Annotated in this window: 17 protein-coding genes; 11 read left to right on the top strand and 6 right to left on the bottom strand. The window is 66.2% G+C overall.

The features are described from left to right. Window positions 1-31 precede the first annotated feature (31 nt). Together metW and ACFO0A_RS05295 are read left to right on the top strand one after the other, a co-directional pair. Window positions 32-619: a methionine biosynthesis protein MetW gene (metW, locus tag ACFO0A_RS05300; protein ID WP_379537923.1), complete on the top strand. Its 588-nt coding sequence runs from the start codon at window positions 32-34 to the stop codon at window positions 617-619. 78 nt (window positions 620-697) lie between these two features. Next, window positions 698-1,222 (top strand): hypothetical protein, encoded by a 525-nt coding sequence (locus tag ACFO0A_RS05295; RefSeq protein WP_379537922.1) that lies wholly within the window; start codon window positions 698-700, stop codon window positions 1,220-1,222. Between the two features lie 2 nt (window positions 1,223-1,224). On the opposite strand, the gene ACFO0A_RS05290 is transcribed toward ACFO0A_RS05295, so the two are convergent. Continuing rightward, the gene (locus tag ACFO0A_RS05290; protein WP_379537921.1) at window positions 1,225-1,674 is read right to left on the bottom strand and encodes a globin domain-containing protein; all 450 of its coding nucleotides are present in this window, start codon (window positions 1,672-1,674) and stop codon (window positions 1,225-1,227) included. Window positions 1,675-1,758: 84 nt separating this feature from the next. Between ACFO0A_RS05290 and ACFO0A_RS05285 the strand changes: the two genes are divergently transcribed. Further along, window positions 1,759-2,211: an RrF2 family transcriptional regulator gene (locus ACFO0A_RS05285; protein ID WP_379537920.1), complete on the top strand. Its 453-nt coding sequence runs from the start codon at window positions 1,759-1,761 to the stop codon at window positions 2,209-2,211. On the opposite strand, the gene ACFO0A_RS05280 is transcribed toward ACFO0A_RS05285, so the two are convergent. From ACFO0A_RS05280 to ACFO0A_RS05270, 3 genes are read right to left on the bottom strand one after another with little or no spacing between them, the layout of a single operon-like run. Then, window positions 2,208-2,510: a putative quinol monooxygenase gene (locus tag ACFO0A_RS05280; protein WP_379537919.1), complete on the bottom strand. Its 303-nt coding sequence runs from the start codon at window positions 2,508-2,510 to the stop codon at window positions 2,208-2,210. The two genes, ACFO0A_RS05285 and ACFO0A_RS05280, sit on opposite strands and share 4 nt — an antisense overlap. A gap of 22 nt (window positions 2,511-2,532) precedes the next feature. Next, the gene (locus ACFO0A_RS05275; protein WP_379537918.1) at window positions 2,533-3,522 is read right to left on the bottom strand and encodes an agmatine deiminase family protein; all 990 of its coding nucleotides are present in this window, start codon (window positions 3,520-3,522) and stop codon (window positions 2,533-2,535) included. Window positions 3,523-3,531: 9 nt separating this feature from the next. Then, a complete protein-coding gene (locus ACFO0A_RS05270; protein WP_379537917.1) occupies window positions 3,532-5,223 on the bottom strand; it encodes a M28 family metallopeptidase in 1,692 nt (563 codons plus the stop codon). 129 nt (window positions 5,224-5,352) lie between these two features. Between ACFO0A_RS05270 and glnE the strand changes: the two genes are divergently transcribed. The 7 genes from glnE to ACFO0A_RS05235 all read left to right on the top strand — a co-directional run bounded on the left by glnE (window position 5,353) and on the right by ACFO0A_RS05235 (window position 14,501). Beyond that, entirely contained in the window at window positions 5,353-8,070 is a 2,718-nt protein-coding gene (gene glnE, locus ACFO0A_RS05265) for a bifunctional [glutamate--ammonia ligase]-adenylyl-L-tyrosine phosphorylase/[glutamate--ammonia-ligase] adenylyltransferase (RefSeq protein WP_379537916.1), read from the top strand. Continuing rightward, the gene (locus tag ACFO0A_RS05260; RefSeq protein WP_379537915.1) at window positions 8,067-8,564 is read left to right on the top strand and encodes a peroxiredoxin; all 498 of its coding nucleotides are present in this window, start codon (window positions 8,067-8,069) and stop codon (window positions 8,562-8,564) included. Before glnE ends, ACFO0A_RS05260 begins: the two co-directional genes overlap by 4 nt. Further along, a complete protein-coding gene (locus tag ACFO0A_RS05255; RefSeq protein ID WP_379537914.1) occupies window positions 8,561-9,361 on the top strand; it encodes a ferritin-like domain-containing protein in 801 nt (266 codons plus the stop codon). The genes ACFO0A_RS05260 and ACFO0A_RS05255 overlap by 4 nt, the downstream gene beginning before the upstream one ends. 191 nt (window positions 9,362-9,552) lie before the next feature. Beyond that, complete coding sequence (locus tag ACFO0A_RS05250) at window positions 9,553-10,242, top strand: M23 family metallopeptidase (RefSeq protein ID WP_379537913.1); 690 nt, start codon at window positions 9,553-9,555, stop codon at window positions 10,240-10,242. Between the two features lie 185 nt (window positions 10,243-10,427). Next, window positions 10,428-11,969 (top strand): acyl-CoA synthetase, encoded by a 1,542-nt coding sequence (locus ACFO0A_RS05245; protein ID WP_379537912.1) that lies wholly within the window; start codon window positions 10,428-10,430, stop codon window positions 11,967-11,969. Next, the gene (locus tag ACFO0A_RS05240; protein WP_379537911.1) at window positions 11,969-13,294 is read left to right on the top strand and encodes a cytochrome P450; all 1,326 of its coding nucleotides are present in this window, start codon (window positions 11,969-11,971) and stop codon (window positions 13,292-13,294) included. The genes ACFO0A_RS05245 and ACFO0A_RS05240 overlap by 1 nt, the downstream gene beginning before the upstream one ends. Before the next feature lie 43 nt (window positions 13,295-13,337). After that, a complete protein-coding gene (locus ACFO0A_RS05235; protein WP_379537910.1) occupies window positions 13,338-14,501 on the top strand; it encodes a ribosomal protein uL16 3-hydroxylase in 1,164 nt (387 codons plus the stop codon). A gap of 15 nt (window positions 14,502-14,516) precedes the next feature. Here the strand turns inward: ACFO0A_RS05235 and ACFO0A_RS05230 are convergent, their stop codons facing one another. Further along, complete coding sequence (locus tag ACFO0A_RS05230) at window positions 14,517-15,068, bottom strand: pseudouridine synthase (protein WP_379537909.1); 552 nt, start codon at window positions 15,066-15,068, stop codon at window positions 14,517-14,519. A gap of 40 nt (window positions 15,069-15,108) precedes the next feature. Beyond that, window positions 15,109-15,984: a UTP--glucose-1-phosphate uridylyltransferase GalU gene (galU, locus tag ACFO0A_RS05225; RefSeq protein WP_379537908.1), complete on the bottom strand. Its 876-nt coding sequence runs from the start codon at window positions 15,982-15,984 to the stop codon at window positions 15,109-15,111. A gap of 89 nt (window positions 15,985-16,073) precedes the next feature. On the opposite strand from galU, the gene murA reads away from it, so the two are divergent. Further along, window positions 16,074-17,357, top strand: a complete 1,284-nt coding sequence (murA, locus tag ACFO0A_RS05220; RefSeq protein ID WP_379537907.1) for a UDP-N-acetylglucosamine 1-carboxyvinyltransferase — start codon at window positions 16,074-16,076, stop codon at window positions 17,355-17,357. Window positions 17,358-17,379 lie beyond the last annotated feature (22 nt).

The raw sequence follows: 17,379 nt of genomic DNA, 5'->3' as shown, positions 1-17,379 counted from the left end.
CCGGTTCCGCCGCGCGACGGCCGGGCCAGCCATGAGCTTGCGGCCCGACCTCGCGATCATCGCGCGCAATATCGCGCCGGGCAGCCGCGTGCTCGATGTCGGCTGCGGTGACGGTGCGCTTATGGCAGCGCTTCGCGACGAGTCTCGGGCCGACGCGCGTGGAATGGAGATCGATCCGGGCAACGTGGCGGCCTGCGTGGCGCGCGGCCTTTCGGCCATCCAGGGGGACGCCGACATCGACCTTGCCGACTATCCGCCTCACGCCTTCGACTACGCGATCCTCAGCCAGACGCTTCAGACCACGCATCGGCCCGACAAGGTTCTGGACGAACTGCTGCGGATCGGGCGCAAGGCCTTCGTCAGCTTCCCCAATTTCGCGCACTGGCGCGTCCGGCTTTCGCTGTTGTGGGGCGGACGGATGCCGGTCACGCGGCTGCTGCCGGTCGCGTGGTACGAGACGCCGAACATACACCATGTGACGATCGGCGATTTCCGCGCTCTGGTTGCCGCTCGAGGCATCACCGTGGAACGCGCCTGGTTCCTTGCCGGCGATCACGAGATCGCCCACGCGGCAGCAAACCTGCGTGCGGAACATGCCGTGTTCCTTCTCTCGCGTTAAGCGCCTGGAATTGTTCGACAGCCCTGCGGCGCTTGCCTATTCACGCCCGCGAAACACTAGTCCCTCCAGGAAATCCCCATGGTCCGCCGACTGATCCTCGCGCTTGTCGTGCTGATGCTGCCGTTGCCCGCGGCGGCGCAAGTCATGCTCTCGTTCCAGAGCTTCAACGGCTCTTACTTTGGTGGCCGTTATCCCCACACGTTCATCGTTCTCAAGGGAACACTGGACGGCGATGGACAGGTAATCGACGAGAATTACGGCTATTCAGCCAAATCGGTCGGGCCCGAAATCCTGATGGGCCCAGTGCGCCAGATCGTCATGGTGGAAAAGCCGAAATACGTCGAAAGCACGAACCGGCACTTCACCATTCCGATCAGCGACGCGACCTATCACCGGATCATCGCCGAAGTCGCCGCATGGCGCGACGCACCCGGCAAGGCCTACGACCTCAAGACGCACAACTGCATTCATTTCGTAGGCCGCATGGCCGAACTGGCCGGGCTGAGGGTCGATTTTCCGGCTTCGATGCTGCGCCGTCCCAAGGAATGGCTCAACCACATCGCCGCAATCAACCCTCAGCTCGGTGCGAGGCAGATCAAGTAGGATCAGGCGGCGACAGCGTCCTCGTAAGCTTGCGATTCGGCGCTGATCAGGATGTCGGCCAGCATCCAGTATGCTTCGCCCCACGCGGCCAACACTTCGTCAGTCGCGACCTCGGCGCCAAGAACATCGCGAATTGCCGGCAGCAGCGCATTGGCGACATGGGGGTAATGTTCGGGGCGGACGCCGGTCTCGACGTGGCGGGCGACCATGCGCTGCACCGCCGCGCCCAGGTTCTGCAGCTTGTCGATGTTGCGGGCATAGGCAAGGATCGCTCCTGCCAGGCGGCGCGGCTGTTCGCCGCTTTCCTGTGCGGCGCGATCGAACAGCGAGGCGATCTCGGCATCCTGCAAAAGACGGGCATACATCGCGTTGGTAATCGCCAGACCATGCTTCTCGAGCGCGGGGGCGGTGGACTTGACGATTTCCATGGCGGCGGCAGAAGCAGTGCGCATTCGGGTTCCCTCATAAATCAAGCAGAGAAAATACCGGTATAGTTGAGTCTTGAATTACGCAAGCGGGTTTTCCACACTCCCCTCATGCAATTGACCCAGCACACGGATTTCGGCCTGCGCCTGCTAATCGTCCTGGCGCGCCGGGGCGGCGAGCCCATCGCCCTCCCCGCCTTCGCCAGCGAACAGGGACTTTCGTACAACCACGTCGCGAAGGTGGCGCAGGGTCTGGCCCGCGCCGGTTTCGTCACCACGCTGCGCGGCCGCAACGGCGGCGTGGCGCTGGCCAGACCCGCCGCGGAGATGACCGTGGGCGAAGTCGTGCGTGCGCTTGAACCCGGAATGCGGCTGGCCGATTGCGCGGGCTGCGCGCTGCGGTTCGATTGCGCGACAAGCGGTTACCTGGGCGAAGCGCTTGCCGCGTTCATGGCCGTGCTCGACCGCACGTCCCTGGCCGACGCGGCGCGCGAGGTTCCGACCGCGTTTACCCTCCCCTCGCCCGGCGCCGGATTGGGTGAGAGGGGCGCTACGGCCCCCTAGATCAGGCGGCGCACTTCCTCGGCGCTGTATTGGCGGACGTCGCCGCCCAGTCTTTCGACGTTGGCCAGCGCTTCGTTGAGCACCGCCATGTGCGGCGTCGCAAAATGGGCGGTTAGCGCGGCCTCGTCGACCCAGCGTTCGGAAATGCGGATAACGTCGGGGTCGCTGAAATCTTGCGCATAGGAATAATGCAGGCACCCATCCTCGGCGCGCGTGGCGGCGATCATCGCGCGCCCGGCCTCCATTATCGTGTCGATTTGCCCCGGCGCCAGCTTGAGCCAACCTTCGACGATGATCATCGCATTTCCTTTCGCTTCGCGGTCACGCCGCCGGCATTTGCTGACTCGCGCAGTGAAAGCCCCCGCCGCCCGCTAGAACGGCATCGGCCATCAGCCCGATCGTCGCGCGATCGGGAAACAACGCGGCAATTGCCTCGACTCCGGCGTCGTCGTGCTGGGTTCCGAAGATCGGGACCACGACGAGACCGGTCGTCACGACGAAATTCATGTAGCTCGCCGGCTGAACGATCGCCCCTTCCTCGATCCGGCCGGGGGAAGGCACTTCGGCCACCTTCACTCCAAACGCGCGGGCGCGCGCAGCGGCATCGGCATAGATGGCGGTGTTGGGGTCGTCAGGCCCGGTCGCGACAGGAACCGCCAGCCGGTTCGGTCCGACGAAGCGGGCGAGGTTGTCGACGTGGCCATCGGTGTGATCGTTTATCAGTCCGTCGCCCAGCCAGAGCACCCGATCGAGGCCAAGGTCGGCCGCCAGACGCTGCTCGATCTCGCTTCGCGAGAGCGACGGGTTGCGGTTGGGGTTGAGCAAGCATTGCTCGGTAGTAACGACAAGGCCGGTACCGTCGCCGTCCAGCGCTCCACCCTCGAGGATCCAGTCGCATCGGCGCGCATCCAGACCGGCGCTTGTCGCCAGCTCCGCGCCGACCGTCTCGTCTCCGGGCATCAGGTACTTGCCGCCCCAGCCGTTGAAGCCGAACAGCCGCGCGGCGCGTACGCCGGCTCCATCAGCGACTACCAGTGGTCCGGTATCGCGGAGCCAGACGTCGCCGTACACGCGCCGCTCCAACGTCACCGAAGCGCCCACGAGGCTGCGTGCCCGTTGCTCGTTGCCCGCATCGCGCACGATCAACCGCACATCCTGGCCGCTGTCGGCCACGGCAGTGGCGAAGGCTGCGATCTGTTCCTGCGCGCGATCGAGTACGCCGGGCCACTCGTCCGCGGCGTGGGGAAAGCCGACCCAGAGCCATTCCTGCGGGTGCCATTCGGGCGGCAGGCGCAAGACGGGTTGGGTCATGGGGCCTCCTCAGCAGCCGCCGGCCGCGGCGCAGCTCTTGTCGCGGATCGCGCGGAACTCGTCACCCTCATGCCAGTTGGGCCACGCATCGCCTACCGCGAGTGCACGGCCGAGGCGATAGAACAGGGTGACGTCCTGGGTGATCCCGCTCCAGTCCCAGTCCGGCGAATACTCGTCGCTCGGCTGGTGATACCGGTTCTTGGTGTAGTCGGCGCTCGCCGCCTCGCCGGCCGCGACGCCTCCGTTCACCATGTCCTGGCCCCGCCCGATGCTGAACATCGGCACGCCCCGCTTCGCCATGCTGAAGTGGTCCGACCGATAGTAGCTGCCGCGCTCGGGATGCGCCTCGCCCGCCAGCGTCAGGCCCATCGCGCCAAGCGCGGCCTGGAGGTAGCCGGTGAGATCGGACTTGTCGCCGCCGGTCAGCGTCACGTCGCGGGTAGCGCCGGTGGGAGCGAGCGCATCCATGTTCACTCCGCCGACCGTGTGGTCGAGCGGGTAGATCGGATGGCGGGCGTAATATTCCGAACCCAGCAGTCCCGATTCCTCCAGCGTAACCGCAAGGAATACCTGGCTGCGCGCGGTCGAGCCGGCGCGCCGGTTCATGTCGGCGAGCGCCGTCAGTGCGGCGACGCCGGTCGCGTTGTCGACCGCGCCGTTGCAGATATCGTCGCCCGTCGCGTCGGGCGTGCAGCGGCCAAGATGGTCCCAGTGGGCCGAATAGAGCACGACCTCGTCGGGCCGCTTTGTCCCGGGAAGAATGCCCACCACGTTGTGCGACTGGGCCTTGCGGATGGCGTTGTCGAACCCGAACGACGCCTTGAGGCCGAGTGGCACCGCCCTGAAGCCCTTGGCCTGCGCCGCTGCGGTCAACCGCCCGAGGTCCTGGCCCGCGGCGGCAAGGATCGATTCGGCCACCGGCTTCTGGATCCACCCGTTGGCGACCGTCTGGTCCATCCCGTCGTTGGCCGACTGAACATAGTACTGGGCGCCCGTCCAACTCGAATTCACGACGTTCCAGCCATAAGCGGCGGGGAAAGTATCGTGGACGATCAGGGCCGCGGTCGCACCTTGGCGCGCGGCTTCTTCGAATTTGTAGGTCCAGCGGCCGTAGTAGGTCATCCGCCGCCCGCGGAACAGACCGTCCTCGCCGGTCATCGCGTAGTCTGGATCGTTGACGAGGATCACCGCTGTCTTGCCGTGCATGTCGATGCCGGCATAGTCGTTCCAGCCGAGTTCGGGCGCGTTGATGCCGTAGCCCACGAAGACCAGCTCGCTGTCCTGCACCCGGCTCTGCGGGGTCGCGCGATAGCTGGTGGCGACATAGTCGTTTCCGAAGGCAAAGGTCATCGGGCGCGCCCCGCCGCTGACCGCAAGCGGGGTCTGGCGGGAACCGGTAATCTCGACGGTCGGAACGTCCTGCAGCCATTGGCCATGATTTCCGGGCTTCAGTCCAGCCGCAGTGAACTGCTTGATGATCTCGTCGAGCGTCAGCTTTTCGGTCGACGTGCTGGGAGCGCGCCCTTCGAACGCGTCGCTGGAGAGTGCCTGAACAGTATCCTTCATCAGCGCCACGGGCACCTCGGGGGCGGTGATCGTCGCTGGCGATGACGGAATGGAGGACGCCAAGGGGGATGCTGCGCAGGCGGACAGCGCGGCGAGTGCCAGGGCCGCCACGGCGGGGCGAACGGTTCGGATCATGGGGTGCGACCTCTTGAGTGCAGGCAATCTAAGAGGCTCCATACGCAGAGCCCAACCTGTGGCGCAAGCGCAGCGGCCGATGCCGCGACTGTTGCCTGCGCAGCGCCAAGCGGGCATCGGGCAAGGACGATGAGCGAACCAAGCGACCCTGCCGCCTCCTGTCGCGACGCGCTGGCGCGCGCCCGCGCCGAGGCGCCGTTCCTCGCCCGGGCGATCGAGGCCTTGCCGGCGCTCGAAGCGGTGCTCGCCGAAGGCAGGGTGGATGAAGCGCTGGCGCTTGCCCGGGGCGCCGGCGCGGGGACCGACGACGTCGGCGTGGCGCTGCGACGCGAGCGGCTGGCGCTGTCGCTGGCCTTGGCAATCGGCGATTTGGCCGGGCTCTTGCCGCTGGCCCGCGTCGTGACGGAGTTGTCCGACTTCGCCGACCGCGCCCTGGATGCCGCAATCGCCGAGGCGATCGCGCGACGTGCGCCCGACGCCGAACCACGGGGTTTCGTCGCCATCGCGCTCGGCAAGCAAGGCGCGCACGAGCTCAACTACTCGTCCGACATCGATCCGATCCTGCTCTACGATCCGGCGACCCTGCCCCGACGCGAACGCGACGAGCCGGGCGAGGCGGCGCAGCGGGTGGCGCGGGCGGTGGTCGAGACGCTCTCGCGCCAGACGAACGAAGGCTACGTCTTCCGCATCGACCTGCGCCTGCGTCCGGCTTCCGAGATCAGTCCGCTGGCGCTCTCGTTCGACGCTGCGATCAGCCACTACGAATCGAGCGCGCTGGCGTGGGAGCGTGCCGCGTTCATTCGCGCGCGTGCCGCCGCCGGCGACATTGCGGCAGGCGAGGCTTTCCTGACTACGATCCGCCCATTCATCTGGCGCCGCAGTCTCGACTTCGGGGCGATCGAGGAAATCGGCCGGCTGACGCGCAAGATCCGCGAGACTTATGCCGCCGGACAGGCAGTCGGACCGGGTTACGATCTCAAGCGGGGTCGCGGCGGGATTCGCGAAGTCGAGTTCTTCGCGCAGGCGCACCAGCTTATCCATGGCGGGCGCAATCCCGCGCTCCGCCTGCGCGGCACGCGAACCGCGCTCGATGCCTTGGCCGAAGCAGGGATCATTTCAGCCGACGATGCGAAGGCGCTGGGCCAGTCGTACGACCGGCTGCGGACGATCGAACATCGCCTGCAGATGGTCGCCGACCAGCAAACTCACAGTTTGCCGGGCGATCGCGACGCGCTCGATGCGGTCGCGCGTCTCGACGGCCTGCCCGATGGTGCGGCGCTGATCGCCGAACTAGCGACGATCAGCGAAACCGTGGGGACGCGGTTCGACGCCCTGATCGCCACTTATGGCGACGATGATTCCACTTCCACGAAGTCGTTGCCGGTCGCGGATGCGGCAAGGGCGCTTGGTCAATCCAGTCCCGAGGCGCTGGAGGAACGGATCGCGGGGTGGACAGGAGGGAACGTCCGCGCGCTGCGCAGCTCCGAGGCACGTGCCGCCTTCGCCCGCGTGCTTCCCGCGCTGCTCGAAGCGCTGGCGCACGCGCCCGATCCGGCGCAGGCCCTGACTCGGTGGGAACAGTTGCTCAGCGCTCTGCCGTCCGCGATCAACGTGTTCCGCTTGCTGGAGGCGAGGCCCGCCCTGCTGGCATTGCTGGTGCGCATCCTGGCCCACGCTCCCACCCTCGCCGACGAACTGGCCCGCCGCCCCGATCTGCTCGACGCGCTGATCGACCGCACGGCGTTCGATCTACCGGGAGGCGTGGAGGAGATCGCAGCAGGCCTCGCGCGCGGGGAGGCGGGCGACGACTACCAGCGCCTGCTGGACGGCGTGCGGATCGATGTCGGCGAACTGCGTTTCGCGCTTGGCGCACAGCTGCTGGAACGCACGCGGGACCCGCTCGATATCGCCGCGGCGCTTTCGCGCGTGGCCGAGGCAGCGGTCGAAGTCCTGGCGCGCGCCGCCATCGCCGAGTTCGAACGCGCCCATGGACAGATAGCCGGGTCGCGCCTCGCGATCCTCGGCCTCGGCAGGCTGGGCGGCGGCGAGTTGACCCACGCCTCCGACCTGGATGTCGTGTTTCTCTTTTCCGGCGATCATACCGGCGAATCGGACGGTGCCCGGCCGCTGGGCGCGACGTTGTACTTCAATCGGCTGGCGCAGCGGGTGATCGCCGCGCTCAGCGTGCCGACCGCCGCGGGGGCGCTTTACGAGATCGATGCGCGGCTGCGGCCTTCGGGCGCGCAGGGCCCCATCGCCGTCAGCTTCGACAGCTTCGCCCGCTACCAGCACGAAGACGCGTGGACGTGGGAGCACATGGCGCTGACCAGGGCCCGCCCGATCTATGGCACTCCTGAAGATCGCTCCGCGTTGCGCGAGATAATCCACGGCGTCCTCGACCGTCCCCGCGATGAGGGCGAATTGCGGGGCGCGGTCCTGAAGATGCGCGGCGACATGGCGGCGCACAAACCGCCGCGCGGCAATCTCGATGCCAAGCTGGTGCGCGGCGGGCTCGTCGATCTCGAGTTCCTTGTCCATTACCTCCAGCTTCGCGAACGGACCGCCTTCTCACCCGACTTGCGCGTCGCGATCGATTCGCTGATCGCTGGGGGACTGTTGCCGCCGGCCTTGCGCGAAGGGCACGATCTGATGACGCGGATGCTGGTCGCAGGGCGGCTGTTCGCGCCTGACGGCGATTACCCGCCCGAGGCCAGCCGACCGATCGTGGCCCGGGCCGCGGGCTGCGATAGCTGGGATGAGCTGCTGTCGCGGTTCGAACAGGCGCGCGACGTGGTTGCCGCCCAGTGGCACAAAGTATTCGGACAGACCCTGGAGATTGCCCCATGACCGCAGCTGCCCGCACCGAAGTCGGCGACACCCTCCCAGACGTTCCGCTTGTCGCCGCGGACGGCAGCGCCCTCCGCCTGGCGGACTGGCGCGGAAAGCCCTTCGTGCTGTTCTTCTACCCCAAGGACGACACGCCGGGCTGCACGACCGAGAACAAGGACTTCTCGGCCCTTGCCGATCAATTCGCGCGCGCCGGCGTGGCCCTGCTGGGGGTAAGCAAGGATCCGCCGGCAAAGCACGCCAAATTCGCGGCCAAGCATGGCCTCTCGGCCCCGCTGGCCTCCGACGCGGAGAGCGACGGGCTGGCCGAGGCGCTCGGGATATGGGTCGAGAAATCGCTCTATGGGCGGCAATACATGGGCATGGAGCGCACGACGTTCCTCGTCGATGCGAACGGGAAGGTGGCGCAGGTCTGGCGCAAGGTGAAGGTAAAGGACCATGCGGCGCAGGTCCTGGCCGCGGCGCAGGCGATGACCGACAAGCCGGCTCCTTGACCGGGAAACCTTCCGTCGCGCGCGCGATCCGCGCCGCGCTGCTCACCGCAGACCCTTATACCAAGGCGATGGCAGTACGATCCTTGCGGCGCGACCATGCGGCGGGACGCCTCGCCCACGTATTCGACGTTGCCATGCCCGGCCGCCCGGCGCGGCCAGCGCGTCCTGAGCTGCTGCCGCCCAATCGTATGCCCAAGAGGGGGCGCGGCGGATCGGAGCGGGGCCGGATCGCCCTGGTCCATTCGCTGGCGCATATCGAGTGCGTGGCAATCGACCTGGCGCTCGACATGGCGGGGCGATTCGGTCGGGAGCAGGATGCGGCCTTCGTAGCCGACTGGCTGGACGTGGCGGCGGACGAGGCCATCCATTTCGCGCTGCTTGCCCGCCGGCTGCGCACGCTGGGTAGCGAGTACGGCGCATTGCCAGCGCACGATGGCCTGTGGGAGGCGGCACAGAAGACGAGCGGCGACCTGGCAGCTCGCCTGGCCATCGTGCCGATGGTCCTCGAGGCGCGCGGGCTCGATATCACGCCAGCGACGGCAGAGCGGCTTCGCAGAATGGGCGACGAACGCACCGCGCGCATTCTCGACCGGATTCTGGCCGACGAGATTCGGCATGTGCGATGCGGCACAACACACTTCGCCCAACTGTGCGAAAGCCGCGGGTGCGATCCCGCGGCCCTGTGGAAAAGCTTGGTCGAAAAGCATTTCAACGGGGCTCTGAAGCCTCCGTTCAACGACTCAGCGCGTGAGGCAGCCGGTTTGCCGCGCGTATTCTACGCCGGTATTGCCTTGTAAACCATTCCGGCCATACCCCCCAACTCACGAGATGGGCGGGGGGTTCCGAACTTCTCTGAAAATTATTCGGCAAGGATCAATGCGGTTTCCGCGATCCTCGGCCGAAGCCGCTTACGGGGGTTCGTGCGGCCTTAAGTCGTTGGCATGTTTGCCGAATGACGGGCCGGAGAATACTTAGGGATCGGGTTCGCATGGTTCAATTTTTCGTTCGATCGGCACTGGGCGCGTTTGCCGCCTTCGCCGCGACGGTTACTGCCACTCCGGCACTTGCCAACTCCAGCGCAGCGGCCGCCGACATCGCCGCCCCTCTCCGTTCCGCCTCAGCCTCGAAGCCTTCCGCGCTCGGCACTGGCGACGAGCAGTTCAAGAATCTCTTCAGCTCCTGGGCCGGCGTCGACAAGAGCGTCGCTGCGCCGACCTCCTCGGTCTCCATTCCTTCGCTGATGCCGGTCAACGATGTGCGCTTCACCAGCGGCTTCGGAATGCGCACCAACCCCGTCGAGGGCGGGCGCCGCGCTCACAAGGGCGTCGATCTTGCCGGACCGACCGGTACTCCGATCCATGCTGCTGCCGATGGCGTCGTCGGCCGGGCCGACTGGTTCGGCGGATATGGCCTCTATGTCGCGCTCGAGCATGGCGGCAACATGGAGACCCGCTACGGTCACATGTCGCGCCTCAACGTTGCCGCCGGCCAGCGCGTCCACAAGGGCGACGTGATCGGCTACATCGGCAGCACCGGCCACTCCACCGGCCCGCACCTTCACTACGAAGTGCGCATCGCCGGCGAAGCCGTGAACCCCATTCCGTACCTCCAGGCTGCCAGCTTCCAGAAGGCCTTCGCCTCGGCTGACACCAAGGGTGCGCAGGGCGGCCCCGAGTAAGGCGCCAAACGTCATTCAGCATCTCGGAGAGGATGCATCTGGAAAAGGGCGGCGCGGCAACGTGCCGCCCTTTTTCGTATCTGCGCACTGCTTGCCGCCCGGATTTTCTTTGCGTCGTTTAACCGGGCGATTAAGATGCTCCGTGAAGCGGCCGCCTCCGAGACGCCGCGCGGAGAGACATTTTCATGCATCCCAAGATTCACGCCAAGTCTAATGCCGATAAGCCCGCCATCATCATGGCCGGCAGCGGCGAGACGATCAGTTACGCAAGGCTCGATGCCCGTAGCAACCAGGTCGCTCAGCTCCTGCGGGCCCGCGGCATCGGGATCGGCGATACGGTGGCCCTGTGCATGGAGAATCACCCGTGGTTCTTCGCGGTCGCCTGGGGCGCCCAGCGCGCTGGCGCGATGCTGGTCGCGATATCGAGCCGGCTGACGCCGCCGGAAGTCGCCTACATCCTGCAGGACAGTGGCGCGCACTTGCTGTTCGGGTCGGCCGCGTTGGCGCCCACGCTCGACGAAGTGTCGCGGATTGCGCCCGACATCGCCCAGTTGCGGTTCGATACTCCCGGCAATGCCAGCGCCGAAGCCGCACTCGCCGCCATGCCCGAAACGCCGATCGCCGATGAGCGGGCGGGGGGCGACATGCTCTATTCCTCGGGCACCACGGGCAAGCCCAAGGGTGTGCGCAATCCGCTGCCCGAGGATCCCGCGATCGATGCCGAAACATCGCTCGCCACAATCGCCAACCAGGCGTTCGGGATCACCGGCGATGCCATCTACCTCAGTCCCGCTCCGCTCTATCATGCGGCTCCGCTGCGCTGGTCGATGAGCGTTCACCGCCTTGGCGGCACGGTGGTCGTGATGGAAAAGTTCGACGCCGAGGCGGCCCTTGCCGCGATCGAGCGCTTCGGGGTGACCGACAGCCAGTGGGTGCCGACGCATTTCGTCCGGATGCTGAAGCTGCCCGAGGAAGTGCGCGCGCGGTACGATCATTCGACCTTGAAGTGCGCGGTCCACGCCGCCGCGCCCTGTCCCGTGCCCGTCAAGCGCGCGATGATCGATTGGTGGGGTCCGGTGCTGTACGAATACTATGCCGGGACCGAGGGCAACGGGTTCACCTTCATCACCAGCCAGCAGTGGCTTGAGCGCCCGGGATCTGTCGGCCGTGCGATCAACGCGGTCATCCACATCTGCGACGACGAAGGCCGCGAAGTTCCGACACGCCAGGAAGGGCTCGTCTATTTCGAGAGCGAATCGCAGTTCCAGTACCACAACGACGAAGCCAAGACCCGCGACAGCCGCCACCCGCACCATCCCACGTGGTCGACGCTCGGCGACATCGGCTGGCTCGACGAGGAAGGCTTCCTGTTCCTGACCGACCGGAAGAGCTTCATGATCATTTCCGGCGGGGTGAACATCTATCCGCAGGAGATCGAAAACCTGCTCGTTACCCATCCTAAGGTAGCGGATGCCGCGGTGATTGGAGCGCCTTGCCCGGAGATGGGCGAGCGTGTGGTCGCGGTGGTTCAGCCGCTCGATCCCGCCACCGCGGGCGAAGCGCTGGCGGATGAACTGCGCGAATATCTCGCCCCTAGCCTGAGCCGGGTGAAGATGCCGCGCCAGATTGATTTCCGCGCCGAACTGCCGCGCGAACTGACCGGCAAGCTCTACAAGCGCCTGTTGCGCGAAGAATACTGGGCCGGGGCCAAGGAAGGAGCATCGTGATGGCGACAGCCGGCGAAACGATCGACGATTCGGTCGCTCCGCGCGAGATCGCGCATGCAGTCATCGACCCGAAGTCATATGCCGCCTGGGACCCTCTGCTCGACAAGTTCGACTGGCTGCGCGAACACATGCCCGTCGCGCGAATCGTCTCGGACCAGCCGGAAGGCTCGCCCCTGTGGCACGAGCCGTTCTGGCTTGTGACGCGCTATGACGACGTGATGCGGATCAGCAAGGACAACGCGACGTTCCTCAACAATCCGCGCCCGGTCGTATTCACGACCAAGATGGGCGAGGACTTCGCCCGCGCGATCACCGGCGGGAGCCACAACCTCGTCGAATCGCTCGTCGTGTTCGATGCCCCGATCCACATGAATTACCGCAAGCTGACCCAGGAATGGTTCATGCCCAAGAGCCTCAAGCGCATCGAGGCGCAGATCCGCGAGCTCGCGAATGAAACGGTGGACCGGCTCGTCGCTGCCGGGCCCGAAGCCGACTTCGTCAAGCTCGTTTCGGCCCCTTATCCGCTCCACGTCGTCATGCAGATCCTCGGCGTGCCCGAGGAGGACGAGCCCCGGATGCTGATGCTGACACAGCAGATGTTCGGCGGGCAGGACGAAGACCTAAACCAATCGGGGATGAAGGATCTTCCGCCCGAGGCGATCACGCAGCTGGTCGCCGGCGCGGTCGCGGATTTCGAGGCGTACTTCAGCCGCCTGACGTCCGAGCGCCGTGCCCATCCGACCGAGGATGTCGCGAGCATCATCGCCAACGCCATCGTCGACGGCGAGCACGTCAATGATCGCCACCTCGCCGGCTACTACATCATCCTCGCCGCCGCCGGACATGACACGACATCGGCCTCCACCGCGGGCGCGATGATGGCGCTGGCCCGCGATCCCGAGCAGTTCGCCCGGGTCAAGGCCGACCGATCGCTACTGCCCGGCATAGTCGAGGAAGCGATCCGCTGGACCAGCCCGGTGCAGAACTTCATGCGCACGGCCGCTACCGACACCGAAGTCGGCGGGCAGGCCATCGCCAAGGACGACTGGTTGATGATCAACTATGTCGCGGCCAACCACGATCCTGCACAATTTCCCGATCCCCGGCGGTTCGACGCGGCCCGCAGTCCCAACCGGCACCTCGCCTTCGGCGCGGGAGCGCACCAGTGCCTTGGTCTGCACCTCGCCCGGCTGGAAATGCGGATCCTGTTCGAGGCATTGCTCGACCGGCTCGAAAGCGTCGAGCTGGCAGGCGAACCCAAGCGCGCCAATTCGACATTCGTCGGCGGCCTAAAGACACTCCCCTTGCGCTTCACCACGGCGTAAGGACCGGTTTCAGAGGGCGCCGACGCTCCGCAGGGGCGACACGATGCAGTTCAGCGATTTCGACAGCGCGGCCTTCCTTCGCGACGTCTGGCAGAAGAAGCCGCTGCTGATCCGCAATCCGTGGACCTCCTGGCACAACCCGCTGGAGCCGGACGAACTGGCGGGCCTGGCATGCGAACCCGAAGTCGAATCGCGACTTATCGTCCAGGACGACACGGCCGCGCCGGGAGCGCTGCTGGCCGAGCATGGCCCCTTCGCGGACGACCGGTTCGCGCGACTGCGCGAGTCCCCCTGGACCCTGCTCGTGCAGGCAGTCGACCACCACGTGCCGGAGGTGGCAGCGCTCCTTGCGCCGTTCAGGTTCGTGCCGAACTGGCGGATCGACGATGTAATGGTCAGCTATGCCAGCGACGGCGGCGGAGTGGGTCCGCACTTCGACCACTACGACGTGTTCCTGTTGCAGGGGCTTGGCCGGCGCCGCTGGAGAGTTGGTCCCCGATGCGACGCCGCAACCCCCTTGCTGCCGCACGACGACCTGCGCCTTCTCGCCCGGTTCGAGGCGACGGACGAGTGGGTCCTCGGGCCAGGTGACATCCTTTATGTGCCGCCGGGCTTCGCCCACGACGGGGTGGCCGTCGGCGCCGACTGCATGACTTATTCGATCGGGTTTCGCGCCCCCTCGCGCGGCGAGCTTATCGAAAGCTGGTGCGAGGACCTTGTTGAGGAACTTGGCGACGACGATCGCTATGTCGACCCTGACCTTGCTCTCCAGGACAACCCGGGGGAAATCACCGCCGCCGCGATCGCGCGCCTCCATGCGATGATCACCGAACGTCTCGCCGACCGGGCCGGTTTCGCCCGCTGGTTCGGTCGTTATTCCAGCACGCGCAAGTATCCCGAGATCGATTGGCACCCGGACGAGCCGATTGAGGCGGGTGATTTGCGCGGCGCCCTTGCGGAGAAAATCCCGCTTGTCCGCAATCCGGCCAGCCGTTTTGCCTTCGTTCGGGAAGGCGCCGACGATGTGGTCCTGTTCGTCGATGGCGAGTCCTTCACCTGCAGCGGCAGGTCGCGGCTGCTCGCCGAACAGATCTGCAAGTCAGACCAGGTGACCTGCGACCCCGCATGGCAGGACGACGACAGCGTGACGGGGCTCATCGCACGACTGATCAATCAGGGCAGCGTGGCTTTCGCTTCCGACGACTGAAGCGCAAGCCGCATCCTATCGCGCGTCGACTTCGCGCCATTCCCCCGGGTTCAACCCCTCGACCGACCAGTCTCCCACCCGCCAGCGCACCAGCCGCAAGGTGGGCAGGCCAACAGCCGCCGTCATGCGACGGACCTGCCGATTGCGGCCTTCCCGTATCGTCAGCGATAGCCATGCATCCGGTACGGTCTTTCGGAAGCGAACCGGCGGATCACGGGGCCATAGCTCAGGCGCGGGGATGCGAACTGCATCTGCGGGGCGGGTCATCCCGTCGTTCAGCCTGACTCCGCTGCGCAACGCGTAGAGAGCGCCCTCGTCCGGTTCGCCTTCGACCTGTACCAGATAGGTCTTGGCCAGCTTGAACCGGGGATCGGCAATCTTCGCTTGGAGCGGCCCGTCGTCGGTCAGGAGGAGCAATCCCTCGCTGTCGCGATCGAGCCTTCCGGCCGGATAGACGCCAGGGACGCTCACGTAGTCAGACAGCGTTTGCCGAGCAGTTTCCGTGCCGCGATCGGTAAACTGCGAAAGGACGCCGTATGGCTTGTTGAACAGGATCAGCCGCGACATTCCGCCTCCACCTGTTCAACGGGCAAAGTCAGGCCTTCGGCTATTTCGCGAGCAACCGCGTGGCCATGGCCCGGACTTCATCCGCCATGTCGGGGCGTTCCAACGCCAGCGCGAGCGTCGCCTCGACGAAACCCACCTTGCTGCCGCAATCGAAGCGGCGACCCTCGAACGTCACTGCGTGGAACGGCTGCGCGCCGATCATGCGCGCCATCGCATCGGTGAGCTGGATTTCGCCCCCCGCGCCTTTCTCCTGCCCTTCCAGCGTGCGCATCACTTCGGGTTGCAGGATATAACGGCCGGATACGATAAGGTTTGACGGCGCATCCTCGTGCCGCGGCTTTTCGACCAGTCCTCGCACCTCGGTCAGCGCGCCATCGCGCGTGCCCGGGTCAATAACGCCATAGCTCGACACCTGCTCTTCCGGGACTTCGAGCACGGAGATCAGGTTGCCGCCGACTTTGTCATAAGCGTCGACCATCTGCTTCATGCACCCGGGGGCGCCGATCATCAGTTCGTCGGGCAGGAGGATGGCGAAGGGCTCGTCGCCGACTATTGCGCGCGCGCACCAGATCGCGTGGCCGAGCCCCAGCGGCACCTGCTGACGCACGGTCACGAGGTTTCCCGGGGTCAGCCGGGTCGGCTCCAGAACCGAGAGATCCTTCTGCCGCTCGCCCATCGTGGTCTCGAGCTCGTAGGCCATGTCGAAGTGCTCGACGATCGAGACCTTGCCGCGCCCGGTCACGAAGATCATCTGCTCGATCCCGGCCTCGCGCGCCTCGTCGACCGCGTACTGGATCAGCGGCCGATCGATGATCGGGAGCATCTCCTTCGGAATGGCCTTTGTTGCGGGGAGGAAGCGGGTGCCCAGTCCCGCGACGGGAAAGACGGCTTTTCGGATCGGCTTGATGGCGCTCATCCGCGGCGGGTTATCGCCGCGCAAGAGTCCGCGCAAGCGCGTTCGGCGGCGCGCCCTTGTGCGCCGCGCCGGGGAGGCTAAACAGCCGCATGGACAAGATCATCATCGAGGGCGGACGACGCCTTTCCGGCACCATTCCCGTTTCAGGCGCCAAGAACGCCGCGCTCACCCTGCTGCCCTGCGCCTTGCTGACCGACGAGCCGGTCACCCTGCGCAACCTGCCGCGGCTGGCCGATATCGACGGCTTTCAACACCTGATGAACCAGTTCGGCGTTTCGACCACCATTGCGGGGAGCAGGCCTGAGGATTTCGGACGGGTTATGACCCTGGCCGCTACTCGCGTGACGAACACCACGGCGCCCTATGAACTCGTCCGCAAGATGCGCGCCTCCATCCTCGTGCTAGGTCCGATGCTGGCGCGGGCGGGCGAAGCCACGGTCTCGCTTCCCGGCGGCTGCGCCATCGGCAATCGCCCCATCGACCTGCATCTCAAGGCGCTGGAGGCGATGGGCGCGCGGATCGAGCTGGCTGCGGGCTACGTCCGCGCGCATGCGCCTGACGGCGGTCTTCCGGGCGGCGACTTTGCGTTTCCTGTCGTTTCGGTAGGCGCGACCGAGAACGCGCTGATGGCGGCGGCACTCGCCTCGGGTACCACGAGGCTCTCGAATGCGGCGCGCGAGCCCGAGATCGTGGACTTGTGCAACCTGCTCGTCGCGATGGGCGCGCAGATCGAGGATATCGGCGCCTCGGACCTTACCATTCACGGTGTCGGCCGGCTGCACGGCGCGACTTACCGGGTCATGCCCGACCGGATCGAGGCGGGCAGCTATGCCTGCGCCGCCGCCATCACCGGCGGCGAGGTTACGCTTACCGGAGCACGCGCGGACGAGATGTCCGCCACGATCCATGCCTTGCGCAATGCCGGTGTCCGCGTCGATGTTGTCAAGGACGGTATCCATGTCGCCGCCGAAGGGCCAATACGCGCCATTAACCTATCCACCGCCCCTTACCCCGGTTTTGCCACCGACATGCAGGCCCAGCTCATGGCGCTGCTGTGCCTGGCCGAGGGAACCAGCGTGCTCAACGAGACGATATTCGAGAACCGCTACATGCACGTTCCTGAACTCAACCGGATGGGCGCTCATATCGAGACGAGCGGGCGCACCGCGATCGTCCACGGTGTGTCCAAGCTGACCGGCGCCGAGGTCATGGCGACCGATCTGCGCGCATCGATGAGCCTGGTGATCGCCGGCCTGGCTGCAGAGGGCGAAACCCAGGTTCACCGCCTCTACCATCTCGATCGCGGGTACGAACGACTTGAAGAGAAACTTGCGCTGCTCGGCGCGCAAGTTGAACGGGTCGGCGGCGACTGAACCAATTGCTCTTGGCCAAGTA

Origin of the sequence: Novosphingobium tardum, from assembly GCF_042652045.1 — a bacterium.
Lineage (GTDB): Bacteria > Pseudomonadota > Alphaproteobacteria > Sphingomonadales > Sphingomonadaceae > Novosphingobium > Novosphingobium tardum.
Note: the sequence above shows the minus strand (reverse complement) of the source record. Positions and strands in the feature narration are given on the sequence as shown.